General features: G+C 57.0%; 26 protein-coding genes. 10 read left to right on the top strand and 16 right to left on the bottom strand.

Going from position 1 to position 24,708, the window contains the following annotated elements; genetic code table 11:
* Nucleotides 1–71: 71 nt before the first annotated feature.
* From lpdA to CFBP5473_RS07745, 8 genes are all read right to left on the bottom strand, one after another.
* On the bottom strand, nucleotides 72–1,517 hold the full coding sequence (gene lpdA, locus CFBP5473_RS07780) for a dihydrolipoyl dehydrogenase (protein WP_027673237.1): 1,446 nt from the start codon (nucleotides 1,515–1,517) through the stop codon (nucleotides 72–74).
* 64 nt (nucleotides 1,518–1,581) lie between these two features.
* Nucleotides 1,582–2,226 carry an SGNH/GDSL hydrolase family protein gene (locus CFBP5473_RS07775; RefSeq protein ID WP_027673238.1) on the bottom strand — a complete coding sequence of 215 codons (645 nt, stop codon included), beginning with the start codon at nucleotides 2,224–2,226 and terminating at the stop codon, nucleotides 1,582–1,584.
* A gap of 12 nt (nucleotides 2,227–2,238) precedes the next feature.
* A complete protein-coding gene (locus CFBP5473_RS07770) occupies nucleotides 2,239–3,618 on the bottom strand; it encodes a pyruvate dehydrogenase complex dihydrolipoamide acetyltransferase (protein ID WP_027673239.1) in 1,380 nt (459 codons plus the stop codon).
* Between the two features lie 15 nt (nucleotides 3,619–3,633).
* Nucleotides 3,634–5,055 carry a pyruvate dehydrogenase complex E1 component subunit beta gene (locus tag CFBP5473_RS07765; protein WP_027673240.1) on the bottom strand — a complete coding sequence of 474 codons (1,422 nt, stop codon included), beginning with the start codon at nucleotides 5,053–5,055 and terminating at the stop codon, nucleotides 3,634–3,636.
* Nucleotides 5,056–5,073: 18 nt separating this feature from the next.
* Entirely contained in the window at nucleotides 5,074–6,120 is a 1,047-nt protein-coding gene (gene pdhA / locus CFBP5473_RS07760) for a pyruvate dehydrogenase (acetyl-transferring) E1 component subunit alpha (RefSeq protein WP_027673241.1), read from the bottom strand.
* A gap of 151 nt (nucleotides 6,121–6,271) precedes the next feature.
* Nucleotides 6,272–6,589, bottom strand: a complete 318-nt coding sequence (locus tag CFBP5473_RS07755; protein WP_027673242.1) for an FtsB family cell division protein — start codon at nucleotides 6,587–6,589, stop codon at nucleotides 6,272–6,274.
* A gap of 286 nt (nucleotides 6,590–6,875) precedes the next feature.
* Nucleotides 6,876–7,133, bottom strand: a complete 258-nt coding sequence (locus tag CFBP5473_RS07750; RefSeq protein WP_027673243.1) for a hypothetical protein — start codon at nucleotides 7,131–7,133, stop codon at nucleotides 6,876–6,878.
* A 133-nt stretch (nucleotides 7,134–7,266) separates the two neighbouring features.
* On the bottom strand, nucleotides 7,267–7,818 hold the full coding sequence (locus CFBP5473_RS07745) for a single-stranded DNA-binding protein (protein WP_027673244.1): 552 nt from the start codon (nucleotides 7,816–7,818) through the stop codon (nucleotides 7,267–7,269).
* A 292-nt stretch (nucleotides 7,819–8,110) separates the two neighbouring features.
* On the opposite strand from CFBP5473_RS07745, the gene uvrA reads away from it, so the two are divergent.
* From uvrA to CFBP5473_RS07730, 3 genes are read left to right on the top strand one after another with little or no spacing between them, the layout of a single operon-like run.
* Nucleotides 8,111–11,032 carry an excinuclease ABC subunit UvrA gene (uvrA, locus tag CFBP5473_RS07740; RefSeq protein WP_027673245.1) on the top strand — a complete coding sequence of 974 codons (2,922 nt, stop codon included), beginning with the start codon at nucleotides 8,111–8,113 and terminating at the stop codon, nucleotides 11,030–11,032.
* Between the two features lie 5 nt (nucleotides 11,033–11,037).
* On the top strand, nucleotides 11,038–11,646 hold the full coding sequence (locus CFBP5473_RS07735; protein WP_136954333.1) for a hypothetical protein: 609 nt from the start codon (nucleotides 11,038–11,040) through the stop codon (nucleotides 11,644–11,646).
* 21 nt (nucleotides 11,647–11,667) lie between these two features.
* On the top strand, nucleotides 11,668–12,468 hold the full coding sequence (locus CFBP5473_RS07730; protein ID WP_027673247.1) for a DUF72 domain-containing protein: 801 nt from the start codon (nucleotides 11,668–11,670) through the stop codon (nucleotides 12,466–12,468).
* 133 nt (nucleotides 12,469–12,601) lie between these two features.
* Here the strand turns inward: CFBP5473_RS07730 and dusA are convergent, their stop codons facing one another.
* The gene (gene dusA / locus CFBP5473_RS07725; protein ID WP_234881803.1) at nucleotides 12,602–13,564 is read right to left on the bottom strand and encodes a tRNA dihydrouridine(20/20a) synthase DusA; all 963 of its coding nucleotides are present in this window, start codon (nucleotides 13,562–13,564) and stop codon (nucleotides 12,602–12,604) included.
* A gap of 269 nt (nucleotides 13,565–13,833) precedes the next feature.
* Between dusA and CFBP5473_RS25025 the strand changes: the two genes are divergently transcribed.
* From CFBP5473_RS25025 to CFBP5473_RS07715, 3 genes are all read left to right on the top strand, one after another.
* Entirely contained in the window at nucleotides 13,834–13,977 is a 144-nt protein-coding gene (locus CFBP5473_RS25025) for a hypothetical protein (protein WP_157835777.1), read from the top strand.
* Nucleotides 13,978–14,074: 97 nt separating this feature from the next.
* A complete protein-coding gene (locus CFBP5473_RS07720; RefSeq protein ID WP_027673249.1) occupies nucleotides 14,075–14,764 on the top strand; it encodes a fumarylacetoacetate hydrolase family protein in 690 nt (229 codons plus the stop codon).
* Between the two features lie 24 nt (nucleotides 14,765–14,788).
* Nucleotides 14,789–15,316 (top strand): gamma carbonic anhydrase family protein, encoded by a 528-nt coding sequence (locus CFBP5473_RS07715; protein ID WP_027673250.1) that lies wholly within the window; start codon nucleotides 14,789–14,791, stop codon nucleotides 15,314–15,316.
* A gap of 4 nt (nucleotides 15,317–15,320) precedes the next feature.
* On the opposite strand, the gene CFBP5473_RS07710 is transcribed toward CFBP5473_RS07715, so the two are convergent.
* From CFBP5473_RS07710 to znuC, 5 genes are all read right to left on the bottom strand, one after another.
* Complete coding sequence (locus CFBP5473_RS07710) at nucleotides 15,321–15,614, bottom strand: type II toxin-antitoxin system RelE/ParE family toxin (protein ID WP_027673251.1); 294 nt, start codon at nucleotides 15,612–15,614, stop codon at nucleotides 15,321–15,323.
* Nucleotides 15,615–15,619: 5 nt separating this feature from the next.
* Nucleotides 15,620–15,871, bottom strand: a complete 252-nt coding sequence (locus tag CFBP5473_RS07705) for a type II toxin-antitoxin system ParD family antitoxin (protein ID WP_027673252.1) — start codon at nucleotides 15,869–15,871, stop codon at nucleotides 15,620–15,622.
* A 65-nt stretch (nucleotides 15,872–15,936) separates the two neighbouring features.
* A complete protein-coding gene (locus CFBP5473_RS07700) occupies nucleotides 15,937–16,341 on the bottom strand; it encodes a Fur family transcriptional regulator (protein ID WP_027673253.1) in 405 nt (134 codons plus the stop codon).
* A complete protein-coding gene (gene znuB, locus CFBP5473_RS07695) occupies nucleotides 16,341–17,156 on the bottom strand; it encodes a zinc ABC transporter permease subunit ZnuB (RefSeq protein WP_027673254.1) in 816 nt (271 codons plus the stop codon). Before znuB ends, CFBP5473_RS07700 begins: the two co-directional genes overlap by 1 nt.
* Complete coding sequence (znuC, locus tag CFBP5473_RS07690) at nucleotides 17,149–18,069, bottom strand: zinc ABC transporter ATP-binding protein ZnuC (protein ID WP_027673255.1); 921 nt, start codon at nucleotides 18,067–18,069, stop codon at nucleotides 17,149–17,151. The genes znuB and znuC overlap by 8 nt, the downstream gene beginning before the upstream one ends.
* Before the next feature lie 103 nt (nucleotides 18,070–18,172).
* Here znuC and znuA point away from each other — a divergent pair, with 103 nt between their 5' ends.
* Both znuA and zigA read left to right on the top strand, forming a co-directional pair.
* Complete coding sequence (gene znuA / locus CFBP5473_RS07685; protein ID WP_027673256.1) at nucleotides 18,173–19,183, top strand: zinc ABC transporter substrate-binding protein ZnuA; 1,011 nt, start codon at nucleotides 18,173–18,175, stop codon at nucleotides 19,181–19,183.
* A gap of 84 nt (nucleotides 19,184–19,267) precedes the next feature.
* Entirely contained in the window at nucleotides 19,268–20,473 is a 1,206-nt protein-coding gene (gene zigA / locus CFBP5473_RS07680) for a zinc metallochaperone GTPase ZigA (RefSeq protein WP_027673257.1), read from the top strand.
* Between the two features lie 54 nt (nucleotides 20,474–20,527).
* On the opposite strand, the gene CFBP5473_RS07675 is transcribed toward zigA, so the two are convergent.
* Nucleotides 20,528–22,255 (bottom strand): ABC transporter ATP-binding protein, encoded by a 1,728-nt coding sequence (locus CFBP5473_RS07675; protein ID WP_027673258.1) that lies wholly within the window; start codon nucleotides 22,253–22,255, stop codon nucleotides 20,528–20,530.
* Between the two features lie 225 nt (nucleotides 22,256–22,480).
* Between CFBP5473_RS07675 and CFBP5473_RS07670 the strand changes: the two genes are divergently transcribed.
* Nucleotides 22,481–23,686 carry an AI-2E family transporter gene (locus tag CFBP5473_RS07670; protein ID WP_084631394.1) on the top strand — a complete coding sequence of 402 codons (1,206 nt, stop codon included), beginning with the start codon at nucleotides 22,481–22,483 and terminating at the stop codon, nucleotides 23,684–23,686.
* A 44-nt stretch (nucleotides 23,687–23,730) separates the two neighbouring features.
* On the opposite strand, the gene CFBP5473_RS07665 is transcribed toward CFBP5473_RS07670, so the two are convergent.
* Nucleotides 23,731–24,186, bottom strand: coding sequence for a GNAT family N-acetyltransferase (locus CFBP5473_RS07665; protein WP_027673259.1), 456 nt, complete (start codon nucleotides 24,184–24,186; stop codon nucleotides 23,731–23,733).
* 110 nt (nucleotides 24,187–24,296) lie between these two features.
* Here CFBP5473_RS07665 and CFBP5473_RS07660 point away from each other — a divergent pair, with 110 nt between their 5' ends.
* Nucleotides 24,297–24,707 carry a hypothetical protein gene (locus tag CFBP5473_RS07660; RefSeq protein WP_027673260.1) on the top strand — a complete coding sequence of 137 codons (411 nt, stop codon included), beginning with the start codon at nucleotides 24,297–24,299 and terminating at the stop codon, nucleotides 24,705–24,707.
* The last annotated feature ends 1 nt before the right edge of the window (nucleotide 24,708 follow it).

The raw sequence follows: 24,708 nt of genomic DNA, 5'->3' as shown, positions 1-24,708 counted from the left end.
AACCTGCTCCGGCAGAACGTTTCCATTTAACAAGGAAACGCTCTAAAGATAGGGAGCGACCAAGGCATTTATCAAGCGTTGAGCGCGCGACCGTAAGCGTCGAGCACGCTTTCCTTCATCATTTCAGACAGTGTCGGATGCGGGAAGATGGTGTGCATCAATTCTTCTTCCGTGGTCTCGAGGTTCATCGCTACGACGAAACCCTGGATCAGTTCAGTGACTTCCGCACCCACCATGTGAGCACCGATCAATTCGCCCGTCTTCTTGTCGAAGATGGTCTTGACCATGCCCTGATCTTCACCCAGCGCAATCGCCTTGCCGTTGGCCGCGAAGGAGTAACGGCCAACGCGGATTTCGCGGCCCTGCTCCTTTGCCTTGGCTTCCGTCAGACCGACGGAGGCGACCTGCGGGTTGCAATAGGTGCAGCCCGGAATCTTGTTCTTGTCCATCGGGTGAACACCCGGAACACCGGCGATCTTTTCGATGCAGATAACGCCTTCATGCTCGGCCTTGTGGGCCAGCATTGGCGGGCCGGCAACGTCGCCGATGGCGTAAACGCCCGGCACGTTCGTCTTGCCGTGACCGTCAATGACGACGCAGCCGCGATCCGTCTTCACGCCCAGCGCTTCCAGACCGAGGTTTTCGATGTTGCCCTGCACGCCGACAGCCGAGATCAGACGATCCGCGGTGATCTGCTGAACCTTGCCATCCTTGGTCTCGACATGGGCGGTGATGGAATTCGCACCCTTGCCCACCTTCGAAACCTTGGCTTCGGTGATGATCTTCAGGCCGCGCTTTTCAAGCTGTTTGCGGGCGAATGCGGAAATCTCGGCATCTTCCACCGGCATGACATTCGCCATCAGTTCGACCACGGTCACATCGACGCCCATGGAGCGATAGAAGGAGGCAAACTCGATGCCGATGGCACCGGAACCCATGACGACGATGGACTTCGGCATGAAATCCGGCTTCATGGCTTCGAAATAAGTCCAGATCAACTTGCCATCCGGCTCAATGCCGGGCAGCGCGCGTGGACGTGCGCCAGTGGCAACGATGATGTGCTTGGCCGTGTAAGTACCCTCACCCAGCACGCCCTTCGGAACCGGGTTCTGCGGCTGTACGATGGGCTTGGACGTCTTGCCGACGACGATTTCGTTCGGCTTGGTGAGCTTGGCTTCGCCCCAGATCACATCGATCTTGTTTTTCTTCATCAGGAAGCCGACGCCGCCATTGAGGCGGGCGGAAACGCCACGCGAACGGGCCACGACTTCCTTCACATCGGCGCTGATAGTGCCTTCCAGCTTCAGGCCGTAATTCTTGGAATGGTTGGCATTATCGAGAACTTCAGCCGAGCGCAGCAGCGCCTTGGTGGGAATGCAGCCCCAGTTGAGGCAGATGCCGCCCAGATGCTCGCGCTCCACGATGGCCGTCTTCAGACCCAGCTGTGCTGCGCGGATTGCCGTAACGTAGCCGCCCGGACCCGAGCCGATGATGATGACGTCATAAGATTGAGCCATTCTATTTCCTGCCTTTATCTTTTTGACGGCGACTTCGCGCCGCTCCGTCAATCGAATCTAAAATTCAAATTCCAAGCAGCATGCGCACCACGGGCTCCAGCCCGCGACCAATTGCACGCGTATTTTCTGCATCCAGATGAATGCCGTCCAGCGGGGAGGCCTTGGCCACCGATCCCGCATCGAAAAAGCCGCACTCCATCTCATCGGCAAGATCACGGTAAACGGATGCCAGCATCGCGGATTCATCTATGGCACCGCGAAAAACGGCTGCTGCAACCGGGTTCGCCGTCTCACATAACATTGGCGGCGCTACGATCAGAATATCCGGCGCGTCCCAATCCTGAACCTGCCAGATGTGATATCGGATCAGCTTTACCAGGCGCTCGATCCCGCGCATTGCCATGACCGCAGAACCGTGAATAGACGGCTTCATGTCGTTTGTACCGAGCATGATGATGACGAGATCAAGCGGCGCATGGCTGTGTAGAATTGTCGGCAAAAGCCGCGCACCATTACGGTCGCAGTCTCCGGTATGATCGTCATACGCCGTGGTACGACCGCCGAGGCCTTCATGAATAATGTGAACTTCGGAGCCGAGCGCCTTTTGCAAGACGCTCGGCCATAAGTCCTCATGGCGATGCCGGCCGCCATTTTCCACGTCAGAACCCCATGTCAGGGAATCTCCAAAGCAGAGAACCGACTTCACCATGTTATACTCCGATCAAACCAGCATGCTCATCGGGCTTTCGATGTAGCGCTTGAAGGCGGAAGCGAGTTCCGCACCGAGCGCGCCATCGATGACGCGGTGGTCGAAGGCGAAGGTGGCGGTCATGACCGTACCGACTTCGATCTTGCCGCCGCGAACGACCGGCTTTTCGACGCCAGCGCCAATCGAAACGATGGACGCCTGCGGCAGGTTGACGATGGACGTGAAGGAGGAGACGCCGAACATGCCGAGGTTGGACACGGATGTCGTGCCGCCCTGGTACTCTTCCGGCTTCAGCTTCTTGTCACGCGCACGCTTGGCGAGATCCTTGACCTCGTTGGAGATGGCCGAGAGAGACTTCTCTTCCGCCTTGCGCACGATGGGCGTGATGAGGCCATCCGGGATGGAAACCGCAACGCCGACATCTGCATGCTTGTGCAGAACGCGGGCCGTGGATGTCCAGGAGGCATTCGCCATCGGAACGTCGCGCAGTGCAAGCGCCATCGCCTTGATGATGAAGTCGTTGACGGACAGCTTGAAGGCCGGAACCTCGCCCTTCTCCGTCTTCTTCACCGGCGCAGACGCATTGATCTCGGCGCGCAGCTTCAGCATCGCATCCAGTTCGCATTCCATCGAAACCGTGTAGGACGGAACGGTCTGCGTGGACTCGGTCAGGCGCGAAGCAATCGTCTTGCGCATGCCGTCATGCGGCAGAAGCTCGTAGGAGCCTTCCGCAAACAGCTTGAGCACGTTCTCGTCGGACGGACCCTTGGCAGCAGCCGGAGCCGAAGCGCCGGAGGATGCGGGAGCAGGTGCCGCAGCGGACTTTGCGCCACCGGAGCTGACAGCCTTTTCCACGTCGGACTTGACGATGCGACCATGCGGACCGGAGCCCGAAACAGCCGAAAGATCGAGACCGGCATCCTTCGCCAGACGACGTGCCAGCGGAGATGCGAAAAGACGCTCGCCGGACTTCGACACCGGAGCAGGCGTGGAAGGTGCGGCAGCCTGATCTGCAACCGGCTTCTCAGCCTTTGCAGGGGCAGCTTCAGACTTCTGTTCCTTCGGAGCTTCAGCCTTGGCTTCCTGCTTCGGCGCTTCGGCCTTAGCTGGAGCAGCGTCGCCGCCCTTGGCAGCCTCCGCAACGTCTTCGCCTTCACCGGCGAGGATTGCGATCAGGGCGTTGACCTTGACCGCTTCGGTGCCAGCAGGAACGACCAGCTTGGCAACGATACCCTCGTCAACGGCTTCCACTTCCATGGTCGCCTTGTCGGTTTCGATCTCGGCAATCACGTCGCCGGGACCAACCTTGTCGCCTTCCTTGACCAGCCACTTGGCCAGATTGCCCTCTTCCATCGTCGGAGAAAGGGCAGGCATAGTGATGTTGATAGGCATCGAAACGCCCTCCCCTTACTTGTAGCAGACGGCTTTGACAGCCTGGATGACTTCGTCGACGTTCGGCAGAGCCAGCTTTTCCAGGTTTGCAGCGTAAGGCATTGGAACATCCTTACCGGCAATCGTCAGGATCGGTGCATCGAGGTAATCGAATGCAGCGCGCTGAACCTGGTTGGAGATGAAGTCACCGACCGATGACTGCGGGAAGCCTTCTTCGACAGTGACCAGACGACCGGTCTTCTTGACGGATTCGATAACCGTTGGAAGGTCCATCGGACGGATGGTGCGCAGGTCGATCAGCTCGACATCGATACCTTCCTTTTCCAGTTCGGCAACTGCCTTGATGGCGTAGGTCATGCCAATGCCGAAGGAAACGATGGTCGCATCCTTGCCCTTGCGGTGAATGCGTGCCTTGCCGATTGGCAGCACGAAATCATCCAGCTTCGGAACTTCGAAGCTCTGACCGTACAGGATTTCGTTTTCGAGGAAGATGACCGGGTTCGGATCGCGAATGGCCGCCTTCAGAAGACCCTTGGCGTCCGCAGCCGAGTACGGCATGACGACCTTGAGGCCCGGAATATGGCTGTACCATGCGGCGTAGCACTGGGAGTGCTGCGCAGCAACGCGGGCAGCAGCGCCCGACGGACCACGGAACACCATCGGTGCACCCATCTGACCGCCAGACATGTAAAGCGTCTTGGCAGCGGAGTTGACGATCTGGTCGATGGCCTGCATGGCGAAGTTGAACGTCATGAACTCGACGATCGGCTTCAGACCCGTCATCGCAGCGCCGACGCCGATACCGGCAAAGCCGTGTTCGGTGATAGGCGTATCGATAACGCGCTTGGCGCCGAATTCCTGCAACAGGCCCTGCGTAATCTTGTACGCGCCCTGATATTCGGCAACTTCTTCGCCCATGACGAAGACGTTTTCGTCTGAGCGCATTTCTTCAGCCATGGCATCGCGAAGTGCTTCGCGAACGGTCTGGCTTACGAATTCGGTGCCTTCTGGAATATCGGGATCGGCAGCAACTTCGATCTTCGGTGCGGCTGGAACCTTTGCAGCTTCCTTGGCAGCGGAAGGCTCTTCGCTTGCTTCGCGGGTCTTGCCACCAGCAGCGTCGGAACCGGAATTGGAAGCTTCGGCCTTCGGCTCTTCTTTCTTTGCAGAAGAAGAGATGGCGTCGGCGCTTTCACCTTCCTGAAGCAGCACGGCAATGGCCGTGTTGACCTTCACGTTTTCGGTGCCGGCTTCGATCAGCAGTTTGCCGATGACGCCCTCGTCCACGGCTTCGACTTCCATCGTTGCCTTGTCCGTTTCGATTTCAGCGATCACGTCACCGGAGGTGACCGTGTCACCCTCTTTTTTCAGCCACTTGGAAAGCGTGCCTTCCTCCATGGTTGGGGAAAGGGCGGGCATAAGAATTTCTATAGGCATGGTTTCTCCCTTCCCGGATCAGAGCAGGATATCGGTGTAGAGCTCGGAAACATCCGGCTCCGGGTCGTTCTGGGCGAAATCGGCGCTATCGGCAACGACGTCACGAACGTCCTTATCGATTGCCTTCAACTCGTCCTCGCTCGCCCAACCCTGTTCGAGAAGGCGTGCCTTGACCTGTTCGATCGGATCCTGCTCGGAGCGCATCTTCTGCACTTCTTCCTTGGAACGATACTTTGCCGGGTCGGACATGGAGTGACCGCGATAACGATAGGTCAGCATTTCCAGAATGATCGGGCCCTTGCCGGAACGGCAATGTTCCAGAGCCTCATCCGCAGCAGCCTTGACCGCGCGAACATCCATGCCGTCTACCTGAACGCCGGGAATGCCGAAGCCGGAACCGCGCAGCGAATAGTTGGACTGCGCCGTTGCACGGCCGGTGGATGTGCCCATGGCGTAACGGTTGTTCTCAACGATGTAGATGATCGGCAGTTTCCAGAGAGCAGCCATGTTGAAGCTCTCGTAAACCTGGCCCTGGTTGGCCGCGCCATCACCGAAATAGGTGACGGATACATTGTCGTTGCCGCGATACTTGTTCGCGAAGGCAAGACCGGTTCCGAGCGAAACCTGCGCACCGACGATGCCGTGGCCGCCGTAGAAATGCTTTTCCTTGGAGAACATGTGCATCGAGCCGCCCTTCCCCTTGGAAAGACCACCGCGACGACCGGTCAACTCGGCCATGACGCCGCGTGCGCTCATGCCAGCAGCCAGCATGTGGCCGTGGTCACGGTAAGCGGTGATGACCTGATCGCCCTCTTTCTGCGACATCTGCATGCCGACGACGACAGCTTCCTGGCCGATATAGAGGTGACAGAAACCGCCGATGAAGCCCATGCCGTAAAGCTGACCGGCTTTTTCCTCGAAGCGACGGATGAGCAGCATCTCGCGATAGGCGTGAAGCTCTTCTTCCTTGCCGAATTCCAGCGAATTCTTGCCGGTGAATTCCTTGGCAGGCGTCTTTGCCGTTGTCTTGCGGCCGGATACGGTCGCGTTTTTGCGCGGCGCCATTCATCCCTCCCTGAGTTGAATTTGAATGGTTGGAGTGGCGCGTAACATATGCAAGAAAATGCGAAGCAGCAATGCCATAAACGCATGGCACATATTCACGCTAAATAGCTGTGAATAAATCATAAATGCCAATTAACCGAAATTCGGTTAATCACATATATCCATTCATGATGACGATTTCGTCGGGCTTGGACATATTCAGCTGGTAACGGGAAATCTCATCGATCATATCCCGCTCCAGCGAGCCGTCACTCATCAATTCCACCTGCCGTTCAAGCGCGACGCGAGCCTTGACGAGCTTATCCCGCTCCGCCGTTCTCGCAATACGCTGGCGCTCCAGCCGTTCCGTGGCCTCAAGCCCGAAATCGCCATGGACGGAATGGTAACCGAAATAAGAGAGAAACGCGACCGTAATCGCAGGAACAACGAGACGGCCAAACCGCCTATTCTTATGATGCTTCGTCCACATACTCTCGAACAGCCTTCAAACGCGCTACTGAGAATCACAATAGTGCCATTTGCTTAACCATCCGTTGACCTTGTTTTGGTGGTTCGAAGAGATGCTGGTTGCTGGCGAGCGAACACAGGCTCACCCTACTGACCCACGGGCGCACCTGACGCTCCATCCAGCACAGGACGGGGAGAAGCAATCGACACTTGCGACGATTTAAATGTTTCGGGAGCCACTCTCACCGGCAGAGGATCAGAAGGTAAGCATCTTAGCGCCTCGTCGCTTGACCAATGGCTAGGTCGACTTACCGCCTCGCCTTCAGCAGCCGCTTCCATATCGTGCCGCCGAAAAATTTATTGAAGACGACAAAATAACCGACGATCAACGCGAAACACAAAAGCGCAGGAAGACCATTCAGTTCGAAGCCGCTTTCGGTGCGTCCTCCGAAGAGCGCGGCAACGAGAAAGCCGAAGACCCAGAATGCGGTGAAAAAATCGAGAATGGCTGCCAGCACGATGCGCCATGTGGCGGGTTGCTTGGGCTGCGTTACCTGATCCGTCATATTCTGTCCTCGCAATATCTGAAATCAAAATGAGGGCGGCAGCCTGGCCGCCCTTTGACTGTCAATATTCAATACCGGACATGGAAGCGCTCTATTCGATCCAGCAATTCTGGAGAGGCTTCCTGCCGTCCGATCAGAACGGAATGTCGTCGTCCAGATCATTGGAAAAGTTGCCGGAAGACTGGCCGCCGCGAGAAGAGGAGCCGCCGCGCGAGGACTGCTGGTCGTAGCCGCCGCCGTAGTTTCCACCACCGCTGCCACCACCATATCCGCCGCCGCTGCCATAATCGCCGCCGCCCATGTCTCCGCCACGGCTTCCGCCGCCGCCCTCACCGCGACCATCGAGCATGGTCAGCGTCGAGTTGAAGCCCTGAAGAACGACTTCCGTCGAATAACGGTCATTGCCGTTTTGGTCCTGCCACTTGCGGGTCTGAAGCGCGCCTTCGATATAGAGCTTGGCGCCCTTCTTGACGTATTGTTCCACGACCTTGCAGAGGCCTTCGTTGAAAACGACGACCGTATGCCACTCGGTCTTTTCCTTGCGCTCGCCGGAATTGCGGTCGCGCCAGCTTTCGGAGGTCGCAATACGCAGGTTCGCAATCGGGCGTCCATCCTGCGTGCGGCGAATTTCCGGATCAGCGCCTACGTTTCCGATTAGAATAACCTTGTTTACGCTGCCAGCCATATTTATCTTCCTGTCTGCCGAACGTCATGAACGGCATTTTTCCTGTTCAAAAGTCCCGCGCACCATAGACCATCGTCTGCCGCAATGGGCAGCGAATGGAACGACAATCCACAAGGAATGTTCTTGCCCACGTACACGGTTGCATTATGTTCCTTTTTTGTTCTATTAAGGCATAGCCAGTGAGTCAAGTAGATCGAAAAGCAGCATTGAAATGCAATTCGCCTCGACACGCCGTTCGTGGTGATTACATAAGAACCGACGCTTCCCAACACGCAAAGTCCCGAGCCTTGTCATGAGTGAATTGAAGACGATTTCCATCCGTGGTGCCCGTGAGCACAATCTCAAGGGCATCGACCTTGATTTGCCACGCAACAAGCTGATCGTCATGACCGGGCTTTCTGGCTCCGGAAAATCCTCGCTCGCCTTCGATACGATCTATGCGGAAGGCCAGCGGCGTTATGTCGAAAGTCTTTCGGCCTATGCCCGCCAGTTTCTGGAAATGATGCAGAAACCGGATGTGGACCAGATCGAGGGCCTGTCGCCCGCCATTTCCATCGAGCAAAAGACCACGTCCAAGAACCCACGTTCCACCGTGGGCACCGTGACGGAAATCTATGACTATATGCGCCTGCTCTTTGCGCGCGTCGGCGTTCCCTATTCGCCCGCCACGGGCCTTCCGATCGAAAGCCAGACGGTCAGCCAGATGGTGGATCGCATCCTCGCTATCGAGGAAGGCACGCGTCTTTATATTCTGGCGCCCATGGTTCGCGGGCGCAAAGGCGAGTACAAAAAGGAACTCGCCGAACTGATGAAGAAAGGCTTCCAGCGTGTGAAGGTGGATGGGCAGTTTTACGAAATTGCCGACGTTCCCGCGCTCGACAAGAAGTACAAACACGATATCGACGTGGTGGTGGACCGCGCCGTCGTGCGCCCGGATATGGCCGCGCGTCTGGCAGACAGTCTCGAGACCTGCCTGAAACTGGCGGATGGTCTGGCGGTTGCCGAATTTGCCGACAAGCCGCTTCCGGCGGAAGAAACCGCAGCGGGCGGTTCTGCCAACAAATCTTTAAACGAAACGCATGAGCGCGTGCTGTTTTCGGAAAAATTCGCCTGCCCCGTCTCCGGCTTCACCATTCCGGAAATCGAGCCACGGCTGTTTTCCTTCAACAATCCCTTCGGTGCCTGCCCCACCTGTGATGGTCTTGGCTCGCAGCAAAAAGTGGATGAGGCGCTGATCGTGCCGGAGCCCGCGCGCACGTTGCGCGATGGCGCAATCGCGCCTTGGGCCAAATCCTCGTCGCCCTATTACAATCAGACGCTGGAAGCGCTGGGGAAAGCCTTCGGTTTCAAGCTTTCCAGCCGTTGGAATGAACTGACCGAAGCCGCCAAAAAGGCGATTTTGAAGGGCACGGACGAGAAGATCGAATTCCAGTATCAGGACGGTGCACGCTCCTACAAGACGGTCAAGAATTTCGAGGGTATCGTTCCCAATCTCGAGCGCCGCTGGAAGGAAACGGATAGCGCATGGGCGCGCGAAGAGATCGAACGCTATATGTCGGCTGCCCCCTGCCCGGCCTGCGCCGGTTTTCGCCTGAAGCCGGAAGCACTGGCAGTCAAGATCAATAAACTGCATATCGGCGAAGTCACCCAAATGTCGATCAAGGTGGCGCGGGACTGGTTCGAAGTCCTGCCGGAACATCTGAATGGGAAGCAGAACGAGATTGCCGTGCGGATTCTCAAGGAGATCCGCGAGCGCTTGCGCTTTCTCAACGATGTTGGACTGGATTACCTCAGCCTCTCGCGCAATTCCGGCACGCTTTCGGGCGGCGAAAGCCAGCGTATTCGTCTGGCATCGCAGATCGGCTCCGGCCTCACCGGCGTTCTCTATGTCCTCGATGAGCCATCTATCGGCCTGCATCAGCGCGACAATGCGCGGCTGTTGGACACGCTGAAGCACCTGCGCGATATCGGCAACACCGTCATCGTCGTAGAGCATGACGAAGACGCTATCCTGACGGCGGATTACGTGGTCGATATCGGCCCCGCAGCGGGCATCCATGGCGGCCAGGTGATTGCCGAAGGCACACCGCAGGAGGTCATGGCCAATCCTAAGTCGCTGACGGGCAAATATCTGTCCGGCGAAATGGGCGTGCCAGTTCCAGCGGAACGGCGCAAGCCCAAGAAGGGCAAGGAAATCAAGGTCGTCGGCGCTCGCGGCAACAATCTGAAGAACGTGACGGCAGCTGTGCCGCTTGGCGTGTTCACGGCGGTTACGGGTGTTTCCGGCGGCGGTAAATCCACCTTCCTGATCGAGACACTTTATAAATCCGCTGCGCGTCGCGTCATGGGCGCGCGTGAAATTCCGGCTGAGCATGATCGTATCGATGGCTTCGAATTCATCGATAAGGTCATCGATATCGACCAGTCGCCCATTGGCCGCACGCCGCGCTCCAACCCTGCGACCTATACCGGCGCATTCACGCCGATTCGTGACTGGTTTGCCGGTCTGCCAGAGGCAAAAGCGCGTGGTTATGCGCCGGGCCGTTTCTCCTTCAATGTGAAGGGTGGTCGGTGTGAGGCCTGCCAGGGCGATGGCGTCATCAAAATCGAGATGCACTTCCTGCCGGATGTCTACGTGACCTGCGACGTCTGCCACGGCAAGCGCTACAATCGCGAGACACTGGATGTCACCTTCAAGAGCAAGTCGATTGCCGATGTGCTGGATATGACGGTTGAGGAGGGCGTGGAATTCTTCTCCGCCGTTCCAGCCGTGCGTGACAAGCTGCAATCGCTGTTCGATGTCGGCCTCGGCTATATCAAGGTCGGTCAGCAGGCCAACACGCTGTCCGGTGGTGAGGCGCAACGCGTCAAGCTCGCGAAGGAGCTTTCCAAGCGCTCGACCGGGCGCACGCTCTATATCCTCGATGAACCGACGACCGGTCTGCATTTCCACGATGTGAAGAAGCTGCTGGAAATGCTGCATGAACTGGTCAATCAGGGCAACTCGGTAGTGGTGATCGAGCACAATCTCGAAGTCATCAAGACGGCGGACTGGATCATCGATATCGGCCCTGAAGGTGGCACGGGCGGCGGTGAAATCGTCGCGGCGGGAACGCCAGAACAGATCGTCAAGGAGAAGCGCTCCTATACAGGCCAGTTCCTCAAGGAACTGCTGGAGCGGCATCCCGAGAAGAAAATACAGGCGGCGGAGTAATTGATTTGGAAGGATCAATACATGAGACCGCAGTAACTTTGCTTCATCGGTCGTTCAATGGAGCTCACCGTGTCGGCTTCAAGAAAGCGATTCAACAGCTTCAATGGGATCACGAGGGGTGGGCCGAGTTTGATGAACAGCCGACTTGGAATGACTTCCTAAAAAACGGCGAAGTTTGGAAGGAAGGAATTTTACCCGATTTGTGGCTAATAGATCACGAGACGATGTCGGTGGTCTGCATCGAAGTTGAGAACGGGAACGCTATAAGCGATCGTAAATTCCAATCGTACAGGAATCTTTGGTGGCACCTAGATGAGTTTTATTGGGAGTTACACTTATTAGTCTCAGATCGTTGGTGCAATTTAACACCTGTTCCAGTTCATCGTTTTACGTCGATGGGCACGGTAGACTTGAAAAATCATCGCTTAGCGAATGTTATTGCCGCAGAGCGCAACAAAAATGAAATAATGTTCAAGCTGAGCAAAATTTATTGCAATTCCGACTTATCCGAACGTGAGATACAACGCGCGCAATGGATGGCAAAGAACCCTAGCTTTACTTTAGCAAAGTTTAGGGAACAAAGCCAAGAGCCGTCAAATAGCTTATTACCATAACAGAAACAAAATGAGGACATGATGAGCAAATCGGGAACGATCCGCGCAGGTATCGGCGGCTGGACCTTCGAGCCTTGGGAAGGCACGTTCTATCCCGAGAAGCTTGCCAAGAAGCGCCAGCTTGAATTTGCGGGATCGAAGCTGAAAGCTATCGAAGTGAACGGCACCTATTATGGCAGCCAGAAGCCCGAGACCTTCGCCAAATGGGCGTCCGAAGTGCCCGAGGGCTTCATCTTCTCACTGAAAGCCAGCCGTTTCGTCACCAATCGCAAGGTGCTGGCCGAGGCTGGCGAATCGATGACAAAGTTTTTGACGCAGGGCTTGACTGAGCTTGGCGATCATCTGGGCCCTATTCTGTGGCAATTTGCGCCGACGAAAAAGTTCGAGCCGGACGATTTCGCTGCTTTTCTCGCATTGCTGCCGGAAAAGCAGGATGGGCTGAAATTACAGCACGTTGTCGAGGTTCGGCATGACAGTTTTCAGGTGCCGGAATTCATCAAGCTGCTGGATAAGCATAATGTCGCGGTCGTCTGCGCTGACCACCACGACTACCCCATGCTGCCGGACGTGACCGCCGATTTCGTCTATTGTCGCCTGCAAAAGGGCGAAGACGATATCGAGACTTGCTACCCAAAGAAGGACGTGGAAGCCTGGAGCGAACGCCTGAAAACCTACGCAGCTGGCGGTGTGCCGGACGATCTTCCGCTGATATCGCCGGATAGAAAGACGGAAAAGCAACCTCGCGACGTCTTTTCCTTCTTCATCACCGGCGGCAAGGTGAACGCGCCGAATGGCGCGCAGCTATTGCAATCATTGGTGTAAGGCGCGTCGTGTGCGCTACTGAAGGCCGCTAAAGCATGTCGCGTATAATTGCCCTCGATTAAACGATAACGCAGATGCAATAAAATCGCATCTAAAGCGGGTCGCGGTGAATCCTATTCACTGCGACCAAGCTTTATACGGCGATATCCTTTGTAGCCCCATCAAAATCAACAGCACCAAATGCGGCTGAAATAACTTCGGTGCCTGCTCCCGGTTTCGTCGCGTCGCTCGAGAGTATCTGGCGGAAGCGGCGGGCGCCGGGGAGACCCTGGAACAGACCTACCATGTGGCGGGTCACGTGGTTCAGGCGGCCGCCTTTGGCGATGTAGTCTTCCGCATAGGCCATCATGGCATCACGGAGCGACGCCCAATCGCGTTCGGCTGGCGCTTCGCCGTAAATACGATGATCCACATCCGCGAGGATGGAGGTGTTGTGGTAGGCCGCACGGCCAAGCATCACACCATCCATGTGCTTCAGATGCTCTTCAGCCTGATCCAGATCGGTAATGCCACCATTGATACCGATGAAAAGATCGGGGTTTTCCTGCTTCATGCGGTAAGCGAGATCGTAATCGAGCGGCGGTACTTCGCGATTTTCCTTCGGAGACAGACCCTGAAGCCACGCTTTGCGGGCGTGAATCCAGACCGCATCTGCGCCAGCCTGCACCATGCGTGCAATGAAATCCGGCAGCACGGTCTCAGGCTCCTGATCATCGACGCCGATGCGGCATTTGACCGTCACGGGCACGTTGGCAACGGCCTTCATCGCGGAAACGGAGGCAGCGACCGTTTCAGGCTCCCGCATCAGGCATGCACCGAAAGTACCCGACTGGACGCGATCCGAGGGACAACCGACATTGAGATTGAACTCGTCATAGCCGTAATCCGCAGCAATCCTGACAGCCTCGGTAAGCTTTACGGGATCGGATCCGCCCAATTGCAAAGCCACCGGATGCTCCTGCGGGTGATATTCGAGAAGCTTGTCACGCTTTCCATGAATGATGGCATCGGCCACGATCATCTCGGTATAGAGCAGCGCGTGCTGCGAAAGCTGGCGATGTAAGTACCGACAGCGGGTATCAGTCCAGTCGATCATGGGCGCCACGGCAAACACCTTGCCACGCTGATAGTGTGAAGCCGCGCCGTTGCGCTTACCCAACTCGGTCATTGCGATAATCTATCCCTGCTTTGTCAGCATGTCCTAGTTGCCAAAATCAGTGAGCTTCAAGAGGACTTTATTTTGACGACCATATAAGGCGTAATGCACGCGCAATCCAGCCGCGGCGGCGCAATTCGACTATGCGTTCTGCGGAACCCTGCTTCATCGAGCATGGTTAGCCATGAAATATCAGCAAGGAGAATGGCATGAGCGAGAAAACCGATGAAAAGTCTCTCTATTGGAGCGTTGTGGGCGCAGATAGTAACACCAATGAAGGCCTTGGACGTCTGCTCGGCGTGATCGTCGTCTTCATCCTTGTTGCCGGCGTGTTGGCCTGGGCGCTCTCTTAACGATATTCAGGCTTGGCAGAGGACAGATTGGCGAGATATTGGGCTGGAAATTCCTTCGGAATTGCGGGACAAGACAACTTCCAAACAGGAGTGCATCATGTCCGCAACAGTCATCCCCGTCCCCCAGCCCGTCCTTTTGCCCGTCGAAGGCATGAATGAAACTTTTCCGGTGCGACGGGTCTATTGCGTGGGTCGGAATTATGCGGACCATGCGATTGAAATGGGGCACGATCCTTCCCGTGAGCCTCCCTTCTTCTTCCAGAAGAACCCGGATAATCTTCTCGCTTCGGGCAAGGATTTTCCCTATCCGCCGCTATCCTCCAATGTCCATTTCGAAGTGGAATGCGTGGTTGCGCTGAAAAGCGGCGGCTCTAACATTCCCGTCGAGAGCGCGCTGGAGCACGTCTGGGGATACGGTGTCGGCATCGATATGACCCGGCGCGATATGCAGGATGCGCTGAAGAAAATGGGCCGGTCATGGGAAAGCGCCAAGGCGTTCGAAGCTTCCGCCCCCGTCTCGGCACTCGTCCCGGCATCGAAGATCGGACATCCGGCCAAAGGTTCGGTCTGGCTTGAGGTCAATGGCGAGCGCAAGCAATCCGGCGATCTCGATCAGATGATCTGGAAGACCGCCGAAATCATCGCGGAGCTTTCCAAGCTCTTCACGCTGGCCGCAGGCGATGTGATCATGACTGGCACGCCCGCGGGCGTTGGCCCGGTCGTTCCGGGTGACACGATGGTTTGCGGCGTGGATGGCGTCGGCACGTTGACGGTGAAGGTGGTCTAAGACCACCGCTTTCGGGAGGAGCACATGCCGATTTACCGCCTTGGCGAGAGGGTGCCGAACACGCCCTCACCGGATCGATACTGGGTTGCCCCGGATGCGAATGTCATCGGCTCGGTCACGCTCGGCGAAGATGTCGGCATCTGGTTCGGCGCGACGCTTCGCGGCGATAATGAGCCGATCACCGTCGGTCGCGGTACAAATATTCAGGAAGGCGTGATGGTTCACAGCGATCCCGGTTTCCCCGCAGACATCGGAGAAGACTGCACCATCGGCCACCATGCAATCATCCATGGCTGCACGATTGGTGATAATTCGCTGATCGGCATGGGTGCCACGATCCTCAATGGCGCGAAGATCGGGCGAAACTGTCTGGTTGGCGCCAATGCGCTGGTGACTGAAGGCAAGGAATTTCCCGACAACTCCCTGATCGTCGGCTCCCCTGCCCGCGCCATCCGAACGCTGGATGGTGAGGCCGTTAAAGGTCTAACGAAATCGGCGGAAAAATATGTCGGTAACTGGAAGCGCTTTGCGGAAGAGTTGAAGCCGGTTTGAAGGCTCAGCCGTCGAACAGGTCTGAATAATCCAAAGCACCATGCAAAACATGGATGATCACAACCCGCTCAGCTTCTACGCGATAGAAAATGAGATAGTTGCCATGCACACGTCGGCGAATGCCATGGGCCTCATAACGTGGCACTAGTGAGAAGGCTTTTGGTGCGTCCGCGATTGAGAGGCATTTTTCTTCAAGCTCATCGATAAATGAAATGGCCCGGATCGGGCTCTCTTGCGCGATGAAGTCGCCAATTTTTAAGAGATCATCCCGGGCCTTGGCCGTGAAGTGGACATCCATCGAGCTTACTTCGAAGAACCGGCTTTGTAGCGGGACCTGAGTTCAGTAAAAACGTCCTTCGCAGGATACGTCCTGCCATCTTCCGCATCGGCAACACCCCGCATGATAGATGCGTCAAGAGCCGCCAGACGCGCTTCGCGTTCCTGAACGAGACGCACGCCCTCGCGCAGAACCTCGCTTTTGGAACCATAGCGACCGTTTTCAACGAGTTGCTGGATGTAGCTTTCGAGCTGCTTACCAAGATCGGCGCTGATCATGAACCACTCCTTCGAACCAATAGGTCGAGGATATTGGATTTATCAACTATTATCAACGCAAGGAATTACGCCGCGCAGGCCTCACAGAGGCCGCGGATTTCAATCGTTGTCTTTTCGGCCTTGAACTTCTGGCCCTTCACCCAATCGCCCAGCCGGTGGTCGATTTCGTGGTCGTGGAATTCTGTCACCTGACCGCAAGCGTTGCAGATTGCGAAAGCTACCGTGCCGTGGTGGTGGGTGCAGCAATCGGCGCTGGTGTGGGAGCAGGCGACGAAAGCATTCAGGCTTTCGAGGCGGTGCACGAGGCCGAATTCGATTAGCTTTTCCAGCGCGCGATAAACCTGCAAGGGCGCGCGAAAGCCCGCGTCGCGCAGCTTATCCAGAATGACATAGGCGCTCAGCGGCGCTTGCGAGCGTGAAAGCGCGTCATATACAAGCGATTGGTTGCGGGTAAGCGTTTTGGCGTTCATCAGCGGACTCCCTGCTCTGCCCTACGCGACCGACCCGGCATAGGCAAGAGACTCAAGACAAAAAGCAACACGGCGGCAACGACGATGGACGGGCCGGATGGCGTGTCATATTGCAGCGATCCCATCAGTCCACCGATTACGGCGAGCGCACCGATGAGCGAGGCAAGAACCGCCATGATTTCCGGCGTTGCCGAAAAGCGTCGTGCGGTTGCTGCCGGAATGATCAGCAGCGACGTGATCAACATGATGCCGACGATCTTCATGGCAATGGCAATGACGAGCGCCATCAAAAGCATGAAAAGCAGTTTGGAACGTTCAGGCCGCAGCCCCTCTGCTTCCGCAAGTTCGGCATTGACGGTGGAGGCAAGCAGCGGCTTCCACAGATAAACGATGGCAAAGAGCACCAGCGCCCCGCCACCCCATACCAGTTGGATATCCGTAACCGAAACCGCAAGGATATCGCCGAAAAGGAAAGCAACGAGATCGATACGCACCCACGTCATGAAGGCGACGATGACGAGGCCGAAGGCCAATGCGGAGTGCGACAGGATACCCAGAAGAGCATCGGCAGAAAGCGCTTGTCGACGCTGGAGAAACAGCAGGAGAAGCGAAACCGCGACGGCCACTATGAAGACGCTGACGATGAGGTTTAGCTGAAGCAACAGCGAAAGCGCGACGCCCAAAAGCGCGGAATGCGCCATGGTATCACCGAAATAGGCCATGCGTCGCCACACCACGAAGCAGCCCAGCGGCCCGGCGGTCAAGGCCACGCCGACGCCTGCAAATAACGCTCGGATGAAGAAATCGTCAAACATGTTTCACTCCGGGCGCATGGTGCTTGTCATCTTCGCCGTGATGATGGCCGCAGCCGCAGGCATCGTCATGCTCCTCGTGGTGATGGCCATGATGATGATCATGCTCATGGTGGTGACCGTCCTCCGGGTGGCAGTGATCGGTGACCGAGCCATCGGCATGCATGACGCGACCATCCGGCAGGTGCGTGTGATCGTGATTGTGACTGTAAACTGCCAGCCCACGCGCAGCAGCGCCGCCGAAGAGCCGCATATATTCCGGGCTTTGGCTCACGGCCTGCGGTGTGCCCCGGCAGCAGACATGGCCGTTCAGGCAGATGACGGTATCGGTCTCGGCCATCACCACATGCAAATCGTGGGAAATGAGCAAAACTCCGCAGCCGGTGGAGTTGCGGATATTCTTGATGAGATCGTAAAGCGCAATCTCGCCGGAAAAATCCACGCCCTGAACGGGTTCATCCAGAACCAGCAAATCCGGCTTGCGGGCAATGGCGCGGGCCAGAAGCGCACGCTGAAATTCTCCGCCGGAAAGATGCTGCACTTCCGCTTTCGCCAGATGCGCAATCCCGGTGGCGTTCAGCGCGGCATCGATTTCTCTGGCCGGTAGTGGACCGGTCAGCGTCATTAGGCGCCGCACGGTCAGGGGCATGGTCCAATCCACTGCGAGTTTCTGCGGCACATAGCCCACTTTCAGGCCGGCAAGGCGCGTCACATGGCCCTCATCCGGCTTCATCACCCCAATCGCCATTTTGGCGCTTGTGGATTTGCCTGAACCGTTGGGGCCGATCAGCGTGACGATCTCACCGCGACGCACGGAAAACTCCACGCCACGCACGAGCCAACGCCCGCCGCGCCTTACACCTGCACTGGAAAGCGAGACGAGATTTCCATCGTCCCGGCCGGGGGAATGAAGCATGGGATTTTCCGATTACCGCTGTTGCACATGGCTATCGCATACGTTATAGCGTTACGCAACTTATGTAATAACATTACATTTCAATACAAGTGGAGCATACCGCATGAAATCCATCGCCACCCTTCTTCTTGCCTCTGCCGCCATGATCGCGTCTTCGAACGCCATGGCCGCGCCAAATGTCGTGGTTTCGATCAAGCCGATCCACTCGCTGGTCGCTGCCATTATGGAAGGTGTCGCAGAGCCGCAGCTGATCGTGGATGGTGGCGCCTCCCCACATACTTACAATCTAAAGCCTTCCAACGCCAAGGCGATTGAAGGTGCAGACGTGGTGTTCTGGGTTGGTGACGGTCTGGAAAAATTCCTTGAAAAGCCGCTGGAATCGCTGGCGGGAAAAGCGACCGTGGTTGAACTGGACGACGCACCCGGTCTGGAGAAGCTGAAATTCCGCGAAGGCGGCCCGTTCGAAGCGCATGATCATGGTGAGCATGAGGGGCATGAGCATGGTGAAGAGGCCGGTCACGATCACGCCCATGAAGGTGAGCACAGCCATGACCATTCGCATGATCACGCTCATGAGGATGGCCACGATCACGACGAAGGCGAATATGACATGCATCTTTGGCTGGACCCGATGAATGCAAAGGCGATGGCGACGGAAATCGAAAAGACGCTGATGACGGCCGATCCTGCCAACGCCAAGGCCTATCAGGAGAACACCAGGAAGCTGGTCGATAATCTCGATGCCTTGGACAAGGAACTGGCCGAGACCATTGCGCCGGTAGAGGACAAGCCTTTCATCGTCTTTCACGATGCCTATCAATATTTCGAGCATCGCTATGGCGTCAAAACGGCTGGATCGATCACCGTCAGCCCGGAGAACATGCCGGGTGCGGACCGCATCAAGCAGATTCACGCCAAGGTGAAAGAACTGAACGCGACCTGCGTTTTTGCCGAGCCGCAGTTCGAGCCGAAGCTGGTCAATGTCGTCATTGAGGGCACGAACGCCAAATCCGCAACGCTGGACCCGGAAGCCGCGACGCTGGAGGCAGGCCCGGATCTCTACTTCAAGCTGATGCGCGGCATTGCCGGTTCGCTGAAAAACTGCCTCTCCTGAAATTCATCCTCCCAATGGAAGGGCGGCTCGTTGCCGCCTTTCTTTTTCACCATCGATGTAATGTTATAACAAATGAGGCTTATGATGAGCAAGAAACTGCCGGTTACGGTTCTCTCCGGCTTCCTGGGCGCAGGAAAGACGACGCTTCTCAATCATATTCTCGGCAATCGCGAGGGGCTTCGCGTTGCCGTAATCGTCAATGATATGAGCGAGGTGAATATCGACGCGGCGCTGGTGCGGGATGGAGGAGCAAATCTCTCGCGCACGCAGGAGCAATTGGTGGAGATGACCAATGGCTGCATCTGTTGCACGCTGCGCGACGATCTGCTGAACGAGGTGCGGCAACTGGCAGCGCAGGATCGCTTCGATTACCTGCTGATCGAATCCACCGGCATTGCCGAACCCCTACCTGTCGCCGCCACTTTCGACTTTCGCGATGAAGACGGCCAGAGCCTTTCGGATGTCGCGAAACTGGATACGATGGTCACGGTGGTCGATTGCGCCAATCTGCTCAAGGACTATGGGTCGGCAGATTTTCTGGCGGACCGCGGTGAAACGGCGGGTGACGGCGATGAACGCACCTTGGTCGATCTGCTGGTCGAACAGATCGAATTTGCCGATGTCGTGATCCTCAACAAGGTTTCGACTGCGAGCGAGGCGGAACGGGATGCCGCGCGCAAAATCATCATCGGTCTTAACCCCGATGCGCGTCTGATAGAGGCGGATTACGGTCGGGTTGAGTTGAAGAACGTTCTGGGCACTGGGCTCTTCGATTTCGCCAAGGCGGAAACGCATCCGTTGTGGTTCAAGGAGTTACACGGCTTTAAGGGGCACATCCCGGAAACGGAGGAATATGGCATCCGCTCCTTCGTCTATCGCGCCAAGCAGCCTTTTGATCCGGCCCGCTTCCATGCCTTCATCAACCGAGACTGGCCGGGTGTTATTCGCGCAAAAGGTTTCTTCTGGCTGGCAACACGCCCGAACCATGTCGGCGAGATCAGCCAAGCGGGCGCGCTGGTGAAAACGGGCAAGATGGGCCTCTGGTGGTCATCTGTGCCAAAGACACGCTGGCCAGACGATCCCGGCTTCGAGCGCATGCTGGCACCCTATATGGACAAAACATGGGGAGACCGCCGCCAGGAAATCGTCTTCATTGGTGCAGATCCGATGAGCGAGGCGCAGCTCCGCAGGGAGCTAGATGCCTGCCTGGTGAAAGCCAGCGCGTTTACACCAGACGAGTGGCAACAGCTGAACGATCCCTTCCCCGACTGGAACAGGCAGGCCGCCTGACCTGAAAGAAAATCACTTATGGTGACGGGACGCGATCAGAAGCGCGTCTCCTCCTCACGCCAGCAAGCCCGCGCCGAACTGTGCATCGTGCAGGCGGCTGTATGGGCCTTTTGCTGCAAGCAGTTGGTTGTGGTTGCCGGTTTCCACGATGCCGCTTTCGTCAACCACGACGATGCGGGAGGCGTCGCGGATGGTGGCCAGGCGGTGGGCGATGATGAGGGTTGTGCGGCCTTCGGCCAGTTCGCTGAGCGACTGCTGGATAGCGCGTTCGGTTTCCGTGTCCAGCGCCGAGGTCGCCTCATCGAGAATGAGGATCGGCGGGTTTTTCAGGAACATGCGGGCAATCGCGAGACGCTGTTTCTGGCCGCCGGAGAGTTTCACACCGCGTTCGCCGATAACCGTATCCATGCCTTCAGGCATCGCTTCGATGACCTTGTCCAGCCGGGCGCGGCGTGCTGCATCCCAGATATCGGCATCATTTGCACCCAAACGACCATATTCGATGTTTTCACGCACGGTGCCGCCGAAGAGGAAGACATCCTGCTGGACGATGCCGATCTGGCTGCGGAGGGACGCCAGCGTCATCTTGCGGATATCGATTCCATCGATGCTGATCGCGCCGCCGGTCACTTCGTAGAAGCGCGGCAAGAGTGAGCAGAGTGTTGTCTTTCCCGCGCCCGAAGGTCCGACGAAGGCGACGGTTTCCCCTGCCCGTATGCTGAGATCGATATTGCTGAAGACCTGTTTGCCATCGCTATAACCGAAGCTGACCGCATCATAGGCGATGTCACCCCGAAGCGACGGAGCTTCGATGGCGTCGGCACTATCTGCAATATCCGGTGCGGTATCGATCAGCTCGGTGAAACGGCGAAAACCGGCAATGCCCTTTGGATAGGTTTCGATGACGGAATTGATCTTCTCGATAGGGCGGAAGAACACGGTGACGAGCAGCAGGAAGCTGACGAACCCGCCATTCGTGAGATCGCCATGCAGCACCAGCCAGGCTCCGCAGATCATGATGATCATCTGCGTCAGGCGCATGCTCATATAGCTCAGCGATGTACTGGCCGTCATGATCTTGTAGGCATCGAGCTTGGTGCGGCGATAGCGCTGATTGTCCTTTTCGAACAGGGCGCGCTCGTGATCTTCATTGGCGAAAGCCTGCACGACACGCATGCCGCCGACATTTTCCTCGATGCGGGCATTGAAGGCACCGACGCGGCCATAAAGCGCTCGGAAATTATTGGTCATCCGCGTGCCATAACGGCTCGTCACCCAGGCGGTCAGCGGCACGATGGCCGCTGTGATCAGCGCCAAGGGCACATTGACGGAAAGCATCAGCGCAAACGCGCCGATGAAGGTCATGATCGCGATGAACAGGTCTTCAGGGCCGTGGTGGGCAACCTCACCGATTTCCTCCAGATCCTTCGTCAGGCGACCGACGAGATGGCCGGTTTTCTGATTATCGAAGAAGCGGAAGGATAGCTTCTGAAGGTGATCGAAGGCCAGTCGGCGCATATCGGTTTCGATGTTGATGCCGAGCATGTGCCCCCAATAGGTGACCGTCGCCATCAGGCCGGTATTGAGAACATAAATGACCAGCAAACCGACCGATGCGAGAATGATGATCGGCCAATCGGAGGCTGGCAGAAGCACATCGACAAACAGCTTCACCGCCATCGGGAACCCGAGTTCCAGCAGACCCGAAAGCACGGCGCAGGAGAAATCGAGAACGAAAAGGCCCCGATAAGGGCGATAATAGGCGAAGAAGCGGCGCAGCATGGCAATCTATCCAGAACGGCATTTGAGGCCGTAGCGGTTGTAAAAGTGGCTTCCCACTCTCACATTTGTGTAAGAAGTCCAAGACATGTTGCGTTATTTTTACCAAAATCGTCCAATATGTTCCGTAAAGAACATAAAAGCGAAATGCCGGTGGAATAAGTTGCACCCAGTCTCTCATCTATGACAGTGTGAAACGCCGTTCGGGGAATGCGAAAGAGAAATGCTGTGAGTACTGCCGACAATCATAATAAAGGTGGCGAACCCCGGTGGCTCGGTCCAGCCTCGCCCGCCAGAATGGCGCTTGTGCCGTCCATATCAGCGGCCCGCTGGCTTCTGGTTCTGATTGTCGCGGCTGGCATCTACTTCTTTTACGGCTTCCTCGTTCCGGTTCTTGCGGCTCTCGTCATCGGTTTCGCCAGCTGGCCCGTCTATCGGGAATTGCTGCGCAGGGTCGGCGGCAACACCACGGTCGGCGCGACCATTGCCTTGCTGCTGATCATCACGTTCCTCATTGTTCCCATCGTCATTGCAGCGTCCTACACGGCGAGTGAAATTCGCGAATGGTTCGGTTGGGCGGTTGAGGTCAACAAGACCGGCGCTCCGGTGCCGGAATGGATTGCAGCGCTTCCGGGCGTGGGCGTCTGGCTAAGCGAGCAATGGGCGCGATACATCGGCACTCCCGGTGCTATCGGCGAACTTATCCAGCTGGTGAGCGGCGCCAATATCGGCAATATCTATCGCGCAATCGTCGCGGCGGGCAATGGCGCCTTCCACCTTGTCCTTACGCTGCTTTTCATGCTGATCGCGCTGTTTTTCGTTTATCGGAACGGTGTGGGCTTTGCCCGTCAGGTCGATCTCATCGGGGAGCGTATCCTGCCGACGAGATGGGAGCGTATTTCCCGCGTCGTTCCAGCCACCATCAGCTCCACCGTCACAGGCATGACGCTGATCGCGATTGGCGAGGGCATCATTCTCGGTATTGCTTACTGGATTGCCGGCGTCCCCTCCCCGGTCACGCTCGGCGTTTTGACAGGCGTCATGGCGCTTATACCGGGTGGCGCGCCGCTCTCCTTCACGCTGGTTTCCATCTATCTGGTTGCCAGCGGCTCTCCCGCGGCGGGCATTGGGCTGTTCGTGTGGGGCTCGGTCGAACTCTTTATCGTGGATAAGACAATCCGCCCCCGCCTTGTGGGTGGGCCGATCAAGCTTCCGTTCCTGCCCACCTTCTTCGGCCTCGTCGGCGGCGTGAAAACCATGGGCTTCCTGGGTCTTTTCATCGGGCCTGTGCTGATGGCGCTTCTGGTGGCCGTGTGGCGCGAATGGGTGCGCGAGGCTGAGATTTCCACGGCGGAGCCGGTGGTGATCGACGAGGCGGTGGAGGAAGATTTGGAGGAACACCCTCCGATACGGAAAACCGCCAGCTCGGCCTGAGGCGGCGCACCGATTTTAACGGTGCCGCCTCGTAAACCTGCGTGTCAGAGCTTCAATTCCATGAAGATGCTGAGCGGATCGAGCTTATAGCTTCCGAATGGCTCGATCTCGATAAATCCCGCCTTGCGATACAGTCCGATGGCTTCCGGTTGACTGATGCCAGTCTCAAGCCGAATGGCATGAAGACCGAGTTCGTTTGCCCGGTCCACAAGAGATTCCATCATCCGCTTGCCGATTCTAAGACCGCGAGCCTCGGGGTCCACGAACATGCGCTTTATCTCAGCCGTGCCGTCACCCGCCTCCACCAGTGCGCAACAACCAACGATCCTGCCTTCACTGCGCGCCACGAAGAAGGAAACGGTTTCTTTTTCGAGCGTCGAAAGATCGACCAGATGATTGCTTTCGGCAGGATAGAGCGAGGCGGCGTAGGCATCCGACATTTCCAGAAGCCGGACAATCTCTGGCTGGCGAGGAGGCTCAAGGTTTATTTCGACTGACATGCTGTTCCCAATATTTTTCATGCGCGCGACTTTCGTCGCAATAAGACTGCAATCCTGATAGATCACACTGGTTTGTAAGCCATTCTTTTTGCCAGAGGCAACAGCGCCACATGAGAACCGCACTCGTTTTAATGACCATTCTGGGCTGCGACGACAGCGCCACCGATTGCCGACATATCGCCACGCTGCAACAGCGCTGGACGAGCATCGAGCTTTGCGATGCCGAATCGGAAAAGCAGCTTGGAAACTACGCGAACGCTTCCTACCCGGTCGTCGTCGCGGTCTGCCAGACACCGGACGCGCCCGCTGACAAGCCAGCGATTGCCAACGCTGCCCCCACTGATACCCAGCCTCCCGCGCGGCAAACAGAGGCGCAGGAGGAGGAAACGCTGACGCAGCGCGCGATTACGCGCGTGCGGAGAATCCTGCCCTCCACGGAAGGTGTCAAAGAGGTTCTCGGCAAGCCTGTCCGCATGGTGGAAGACAGCTATTCGTGGATCGCGCGCCGCTTCACCAAATAGG

Source organism: Agrobacterium larrymoorei (assembly GCF_005145045.1).
In the GTDB taxonomy this organism is placed as follows: Bacteria; Pseudomonadota; Alphaproteobacteria; order Rhizobiales; family Rhizobiaceae; genus Agrobacterium; species Agrobacterium larrymoorei.
This window is presented reverse-complemented; position numbering and strand designations above follow the sequence as displayed.

What these genes read in the sequence shown, in the direction of transcription:
- znuB (WP_027673254.1), bottom strand. Translation starts at nt 17,156, where the DNA reads ATGTTTGACGATTTCTTCATCCGAGCGTTATTTGCAGGCGTCGGCGTG.
- CFBP5473_RS07705 (WP_027673252.1), bottom strand. Translation starts at nt 15,871, where the DNA reads ATGATCAGCGCCGATCTTGGTAAGCAGCTCGAAAGCTACATCCAGCAA.
- CFBP5473_RS07730 (WP_027673247.1), top strand. Translation starts at nt 11,668, where the DNA reads ATGAGCAAATCGGGAACGATCCGCGCAGGTATCGGCGGCTGGACCTTC.
- CFBP5473_RS07765 (WP_027673240.1), bottom strand. Translation starts at nt 5,055, where the DNA reads ATGCCTATAGAAATTCTTATGCCCGCCCTTTCCCCAACCATGGAGGAA.
- znuA (WP_027673256.1), top strand. Translation starts at nt 18,173, where the DNA reads ATGAAATCCATCGCCACCCTTCTTCTTGCCTCTGCCGCCATGATCGCG.
- uvrA (WP_027673245.1), top strand. Translation starts at nt 8,111, where the DNA reads ATGAGTGAATTGAAGACGATTTCCATCCGTGGTGCCCGTGAGCACAAT.
- CFBP5473_RS07665 (WP_027673259.1), bottom strand. Translation starts at nt 24,186, where the DNA reads ATGTCAGTCGAAATAAACCTTGAGCCTCCTCGCCAGCCAGAGATTGTC.
- CFBP5473_RS07710 (WP_027673251.1), bottom strand. Translation starts at nt 15,614, where the DNA reads ATGGATGTCCACTTCACGGCCAAGGCCCGGGATGATCTCTTAAAAATT.
- CFBP5473_RS07755 (WP_027673242.1), bottom strand. Translation starts at nt 6,589, where the DNA reads ATGTGGACGAAGCATCATAAGAATAGGCGGTTTGGCCGTCTCGTTGTT.
- CFBP5473_RS07770 (WP_027673239.1), bottom strand. Translation starts at nt 3,618, where the DNA reads ATGCCTATCAACATCACTATGCCTGCCCTTTCTCCGACGATGGAAGAG.
- lpdA (WP_027673237.1), bottom strand. Translation starts at nt 1,517, where the DNA reads ATGGCTCAATCTTATGACGTCATCATCATCGGCTCGGGTCCGGGCGGC.
- CFBP5473_RS07750 (WP_027673243.1), bottom strand. Translation starts at nt 7,133, where the DNA reads ATGACGGATCAGGTAACGCAGCCCAAGCAACCCGCCACATGGCGCATC.
- CFBP5473_RS07700 (WP_027673253.1), bottom strand. Translation starts at nt 16,341, where the DNA reads ATGAACGCCAAAACGCTTACCCGCAACCAATCGCTTGTATATGACGCG.
- CFBP5473_RS07715 (WP_027673250.1), top strand. Translation starts at nt 14,789, where the DNA reads ATGCCGATTTACCGCCTTGGCGAGAGGGTGCCGAACACGCCCTCACCG.
- dusA (WP_234881803.1), bottom strand. Translation starts at nt 13,564, where the DNA reads ATGATCGACTGGACTGATACCCGCTGTCGGTACTTACATCGCCAGCTT.
- CFBP5473_RS07675 (WP_027673258.1), bottom strand. Translation starts at nt 22,255, where the DNA reads ATGCTGCGCCGCTTCTTCGCCTATTATCGCCCTTATCGGGGCCTTTTC.
- CFBP5473_RS07660 (WP_027673260.1), top strand. Translation starts at nt 24,297, where the DNA reads ATGAGAACCGCACTCGTTTTAATGACCATTCTGGGCTGCGACGACAGC.
- CFBP5473_RS25025 (WP_157835777.1), top strand. Translation starts at nt 13,834, where the DNA reads ATGAGCGAGAAAACCGATGAAAAGTCTCTCTATTGGAGCGTTGTGGGC.
- CFBP5473_RS07745 (WP_027673244.1), bottom strand. Translation starts at nt 7,818, where the DNA reads ATGGCTGGCAGCGTAAACAAGGTTATTCTAATCGGAAACGTAGGCGCT.
- zigA (WP_027673257.1), top strand. Translation starts at nt 19,268, where the DNA reads ATGAGCAAGAAACTGCCGGTTACGGTTCTCTCCGGCTTCCTGGGCGCA.
- pdhA (WP_027673241.1), bottom strand. Translation starts at nt 6,120, where the DNA reads ATGGCGCCGCGCAAAAACGCGACCGTATCCGGCCGCAAGACAACGGCA.
- CFBP5473_RS07720 (WP_027673249.1), top strand. Translation starts at nt 14,075, where the DNA reads ATGTCCGCAACAGTCATCCCCGTCCCCCAGCCCGTCCTTTTGCCCGTC.
- CFBP5473_RS07775 (WP_027673238.1), bottom strand. Translation starts at nt 2,226, where the DNA reads ATGGTGAAGTCGGTTCTCTGCTTTGGAGATTCCCTGACATGGGGTTCT.
- znuC (WP_027673255.1), bottom strand. Translation starts at nt 18,069, where the DNA reads ATGCTTCATTCCCCCGGCCGGGACGATGGAAATCTCGTCTCGCTTTCC.